Source organism: Arthrobacter sp. H5 (assembly GCF_000520595.1).
Taxonomy (GTDB): domain Bacteria; phylum Actinomycetota; class Actinomycetes; order Actinomycetales; family Micrococcaceae; genus Arthrobacter_D.
This window is the reverse complement of the sequence record NZ_KI914982.1, coordinates 74436-80005: the sequence shown is the minus strand read 5'-3', so window position 1 is coordinate 80005 and position 5570 is coordinate 74436. Positions and strand designations below refer to the sequence as shown.

The 5570-nt window shown below is 64.3% G+C and carries 4 protein-coding genes; 1 reads left to right on the top strand and 3 read right to left on the bottom strand.

The window, feature by feature from the left end:
- A partial coding sequence (locus Y708_RS23030; RefSeq protein ID WP_253905694.1) for an ATP-dependent helicase occupies positions 1-1692 on the bottom strand: 1692 nt, incomplete at its 3' end.
- Positions 1692-2654: an NAD(+) diphosphatase gene (gene nudC, locus Y708_RS0105265; protein ID WP_028279118.1), complete on the bottom strand. Its 963-nt coding sequence runs from the start codon at positions 2652-2654 to the stop codon at positions 1692-1694. The genes Y708_RS23030 and nudC, both read right to left, overlap by 1 nt.
- Before the next feature lie 133 nt (positions 2655-2787).
- On the opposite strand from nudC, the gene Y708_RS0105260 reads away from it, so the two are divergent.
- Entirely contained in the window at positions 2788-3942 is a 1155-nt protein-coding gene (locus tag Y708_RS0105260) for a macrolide 2'-phosphotransferase (protein WP_028279117.1), read from the top strand.
- Here Y708_RS0105260 and Y708_RS28150 read toward each other — a convergent pair.
- A partial coding sequence (locus tag Y708_RS28150; protein WP_035775367.1) for a 3'-5' exonuclease occupies positions 3929-5570 on the bottom strand: 1642 nt, incomplete at its 5' end. The two genes, Y708_RS0105260 and Y708_RS28150, sit on opposite strands and share 14 nt — an antisense overlap.

Here is a 5570-nt window from a genome sequence, read left to right as displayed (position 1 = left end):
GCCGGGGGTCCGCGACGTTGACCATGACAGGGCAAGGTGGATCCTTGCCCTGGTGATCCCGACATAGAGGAGCCGCCGCTCTTCGTCCACGGCATCCGGTGTATCAGCGAAGGAGATGGGCATCAGACCCTCGCTGAGCCCTACCAAGAACACAGCGTCCCACTCGAGTCCTTTCGCGGAGTGCAGCGACGCCAGCGTGACACCCTGAAGAGTTGGCGCGTGCTGTGCCGCGGCTCGTTCCTCCAACTCCGCAACGAAGTCCTGCAGCGTGAAGCCACCGGCCGAACGCGCACCATGCAGCTCGTCGGCCAAGGACACCAGCGCGGCGAGGGATTCCCAGCGCTCCCTGACCGCGCCCGAGCCCTGCGGTGCTTCCCGGCTGTAGCCCAGCGAAGCCAGAATGTCCCGCACCAGCTGGGGAACGGCGTCGTCGTCCGCTGTCCGCGCGCCCGCACGCAACTGCAGGAGCGCGTCCCGCACCTCTCTTCGGGCGAAAAACCGCTCCCCGCCGCGGAGCTGGTACCCAATCCCGGCACTGGCGAGAGCCTGTTCATAGGCTTCGGACTGGCCATTGGTTCGGTACAGGATGGCAATCTCGCTGGCTGGAACACCGCTTTCCATCAGCATGCCGATTCTGCGGGCGACGTCGGCGGCCTCAGCCTCATCATCGCTGCATTCGGTGAAAGTGGGCTCCGGACCGGTAGGACGCTGGGCAATGAGTTCGAGCGGCGTTGACCAGGTGGTTGCACCCCGGTTGCGGCCGGCTTCAGCGGTGCGTGCGGAGAGCAAACTGTTGGCCAGATGTACAACCTGCGGCGTTGACCGGTAGTCACGCACAAGTTTTACCACTTCGGCCCCCTCATACCTGGCCGTGAAACCCAGCAGATGCTTGGACGTTGCACCCGTAAAAGAATAGATTGTCTGGCTGGCATCGCCCACCACGCACAGCTCACTGCGGTCGCCAAGCCAGAGGTCAAGCAGCCGCTGCTGCAGGGGCGATACATCCTGGTATTCGTCCACCACAAAGTGGCGGTACTGGGCGCGGACTGTTGCCGCCACCTTTTCATCCTCCTGCAGGATCCCCACCGTGATGAGCAGTACGTCCTCGAAGTCGATGACGTTGCGGTCCACTTTCAGGTCCTCGTAGGCGGCGAAGATCCGGGTAACGGTGGTGAAGTCGAGCCCCGCGGGTTCCACCCTTCCTGCCGCGGCGGCGGCGTAACTGTCAGGAGTCAACATGGACACCTTCGCCCATTCGATCTCCGCTGCCAAGTCCCTGATAGTGGCCCGGTCCGTGGACAGTCTTAGCCGCCGCGAGGCCTCGGCGATCAGCTGCGCCTTGTGGTCCACGAGGGCCGGCAGAGCCCCGCCCACCGCTTGGGGCCAGAAGTATTGGAGTTGCCTCAGGGCGGCGGCGTGAAACGTTCTTGCCTGCACCCCCCCTGCGGCAAGATCCCGCAGTCTGGTGCGCATTTCCGCCGCCGCACGGGCCGTGAACGTCACCGCGAGGACCTGCTGAGGTTTGAAAACACCAGTGTGGACCCCGTAGGCGATGCGGTGCGTGATGGCCCTGGTTTTGCCCGTGCCGGCACCCGCCAACACGCACAGCGGGCCGGTCAGCGTTGAGGCAACCGCCCGCTGCTCATCATCGAGTCCTGCGAGGATTCTCTGGTCGAGGGAAGTTTCCGTCACTATGGCCCGCCCTCGGACGGAGCTTCATCCAGGGGACCCCCATACCAGTGTTCGATCAGGGAACGGGCAATGGAGGAACCGGAGGCAACTGAGATGTCCCCGCGGCTGAGCGCTTCGTAGAGCTCCTTGCGGCTGAACCAGCGCACGTCCTTGATCTCAACACCGTCGGGAACGGGTGTGATATGGGCGGCCTTGGCCGTGAATCCGAGCATCAGGGACGCGGGGAATGGCCAGGGCTGCGATCCAAGGTACTCGGGCGAATGAACGGTCACCCCTGATTCCTCAGCAATTTCGCGGATCACGGCTGCTTCGAGCGATTCTCCGGGCTCCACGAATCCTGCGAGCGTGGAGTAGCGGCCCTCAGGCCAGGCGGCCGAAGATCCGAGCAGCACACGATCCTCTTCATCAGTGACTGTCGCGATGATCGCAGGATCGGTGCGTGGGTAGTGCAGGCTTTGGTCTGCCGGACATCTCCGCACCCAGCCCCCCTCCTCCGGGGCCGTGGCATGTCCGCAGCGAGGACAATGCGTGTGGTTCGTGTGCCAGTTGGCAATGGCAACCGCCTGCACAAACAGACCTGCATCCTGGGCGGGAAGGGATGCCGCGGCGTCCCGCAGCCCCATCCACGAGCCGTCGTCGGCCCTTGCTGTGTCTATCTCCGGAAGGATGACAAGAATGACATGCGTGCCCAACGGAGTGTGCTCATCCGCCTCCTCAGTGCGTCCGAGGTAGATGGGATCAGCGGGGCGGGGCACATCCGCGGAATCCACCAGCATCAACCGGTTGCCGGTGACCGGGGATTTACCCGTTGCCAGAAACATCACCCTGGCATCCGCAGCTCCCCACAACCGGTCAAAGAGCCCGGGCGCGGCGCGGAAGGAGGACCCGCGGTCCACGGAGCCGCGTGCCAGTGGCAGTGAACCGAGGGGCGGCAGGCTGGAAATCCGCAGTGCGTTGGTCATGCATCTACGGTACGTTCCCGGGCTCCCAAAATGACATTCGGGCAGCCATTCTGGAGGAAGAGTGAAAGTGCTTCTGGCGACTCGCCGCAGCGGGAGTCCGCCCGGACCCGGTGCGCCCTCTACCGTTGGGGATGTGAAACGGTCACCCATGGAACTCGCTGCCCTTGCCAGCGCCGCTGTGCCCGGCCTCACCCCCACGGGCGTGTCCGGAGCGCCGGATGATGTGGCCGATTTTGACTCCGCCCTCTTGATTGACGACGCCGGCAGGCAGTGGCGGGTCCGGTCACCAAAACACGCAGAGGCAAGCATGCGCCTCGAAACGGAACTCCAGGTGCTCCGGATGTTTGCGCCTGGAATCCGCGCCGAGCTTCCATTCCTCATACCCCACATCGCCGGTACAGTCCGCCAGGGCGAGTTGTGCACCTTCGTTTACTCCCACCTTGAAGGCTCGACGCGCAGCCTGGACGCACTGGCCGGTTCAGGCACGGAATTCGCCCATGAGCTGGGCCGGGTACTCGCAGCCATTCACGAGTTGCCGCCCGCTCTGGTGCACAACGCGGACCTGCCCAGCTACGAGGCCAACGAATTCCGCCAGCGGCGCCTCAATGAACTGGACCAGGCAGCAACCACCGGCAGAATACCGGCAGATCTGCTGCGCCGCTGGGAGCATGCGCTTGAGGATGTCTCGTTGTGGCGCTTCAGCCCCACTGTGGTCCACGGAGACCTGCACGAGGACAACGTGCTGGTTTCGGCCGGGCGGGTCGGCGCCATCACCGGTTGGACCGATTTGAGAATCGGCGATCCGGCGGACGACTTCGCCTGGCTGATTGCCGCGAGTGACCCGCGTTTTGCCGACGAAGTTCATCAGGCCTATACCGCAGCACGGTCCGACGCCGCCGACCCACACCTTATGCGCCGAGCCGCACTTGCCGCTGAGTTTGCGCTCGCGCAATGGATGGTCCGCGGGCTTGCCCTCAAGGACCCGGACATGATCGCCGAGGCCCACGACATGATGTCAACTCTCGCCTCCGATCTTCGCGACGAGGAAAATGCACGGGCAGAGGAGGAAGAACGGGACGAAACCGACAGCCTTGCGGACAACAACGACGACAACGACACCCTGCACCGGCCCTGGGATTCCGGGGACGATGAGGATCCTGGCTCCGAAAGTGGCAGAGTAAGCGTCTCTCCCTTATCGGCGAGCGACTCGGATGACAGCGACATCTCCGCGGAACAGGACCATGACAACATGGAGACTTCGTCGCTGCCCGTGATCAGGTCCTCCTGACAGATTCCCGGCCCGTAGCCCGCCGGATAATTTCCTCCAGGCCACTGCTGTCCGCGAGATCGTGCGGACGCACAAGCGTGCCGTCGCTGACGTAAAAGAATGCAGCGCGAACCGCTTCCAGCGGAACGTCTTGGAGCCGCGACCAGGCCAGACGGTAGGCGGCGAGCTGTACGGAGCGCGACGCCAGGTCAGCCGCTGCGGGAGGGGCTCCTGTCTTCCAATCAATAAGATCCCACGCGCCGTCGTCATCGCGGAAAACGGCGTCGATACGCCCCCGGACCACCAGCGAATCGACCCGGGTTTCCACCGGCACTTCAATCTCCGCCGGGACGCGGCGTGCCCACTCGGAACCCTTGAAGGTTTCGATCAGCGCTCCGAGGTCCAGCGCCTCCTCCAGGTGGGAATCCGCTGCCCCGGGAAACTCCCCCAGGTCCAGCATCCCCGTCGAGCCATAGAATTCCTCAATCCATGCGTGGAAAGCCGTTCCCCTGCGCGCCGCCGTTCCCGGTCTACGCGGAACAGGCCGACGGAGCCGCGCTGCCACCGCAGATGGATCGTCGGAGAGTTCCACCAGCAGGGAAGCTGATATGTGCGACGGAAGCTCAACCGTCCGGTCACCGTCAGTCCGGCCATGCCGGGCAAGTGCCAACCGCGTCTCTTCGCCCCAGCGGCCCACCGGACCGGGTGTACCCGTCTGCGGTTCTGTCCGTTGCTCATCGGCGGCCTTCTGCACTGCGGCCGCAGCAGAATCCATCCTTTGACGGCGTGCACGCAATGGATCCAGGGGCCAGGAAGCGCGCTCGGCTGCAGCATTCCCGGGGTTCGAGGTGCCTTCGTCCTCCTCAGCCACCCAACCCAGCAGGTGAAATCCGGGAGCACCCGCCTCAGCTAGCTTCTTCAAGTCCGCCAAGTACCGCGAAACCGGCCTCGGTTTGGTACGCCCACCACCCCAGACTGAGGAGGTGCACACGAGTACGTGCTTTGCGCGCGTCAGTGCGACATACGCGAGACGCCGCTCCTCGCGCTCCGTATGCGTCCGTGCATCGGAGGCGAATAGTTTCTCGCTCTCCAACCATCCCTGCTGATCAGGTTGCTGCCAGTCCCACTGCGGGAGCTCGCCGGCGTCGCCGCGAAGGTTCCACGGTATTGCTGCGTCACCGCTGCTCCAGCGGGAATCACTTCCGCTGGGAAATGAACCTTCGTTGAGGCCGGGAACCAGGACCACATCCCATTCGAGACCCTTCGCTGCGTGCACTGTGAGCAGTTGGACCGCCTCGCGGCTGGCCTCAAGCTGTGTCACCGGCAGCCCGTCCTCCTGGGCATCTGCAGCTTCCAGCCAGGCCAGGAACGCGGGAAGGTCCACGCGGTCCGCACTGGCGACAAACCCGTCCGTAGCGTCAACGAACGCATCAAGATTCCTCCGTGCCTCATGAATCCCGACACCTGGCTTGGCTGCAACTTCGATATCCAGCAGGGTGCTGCGCTCAATCGCCCCGATGAGCGTTCCAAGGTCGTCGCCGACTGAGTCACGAAGCGCCCGCAGTTCGTCGCGGAGCTGCGTCAGCCGCTCCCTGGCCGCAGGACTGAGCGCACGACCACCCGCCGAAATCCACTCCTGTGGCGGCAGG

What these genes read in the sequence shown, in the direction of transcription:
- nudC (WP_028279118.1), bottom strand. Translation starts at nt 2,654, where the DNA reads ATGACCAACGCACTGCGGATTTCCAGCCTGCCGCCCCTCGGTTCACTG.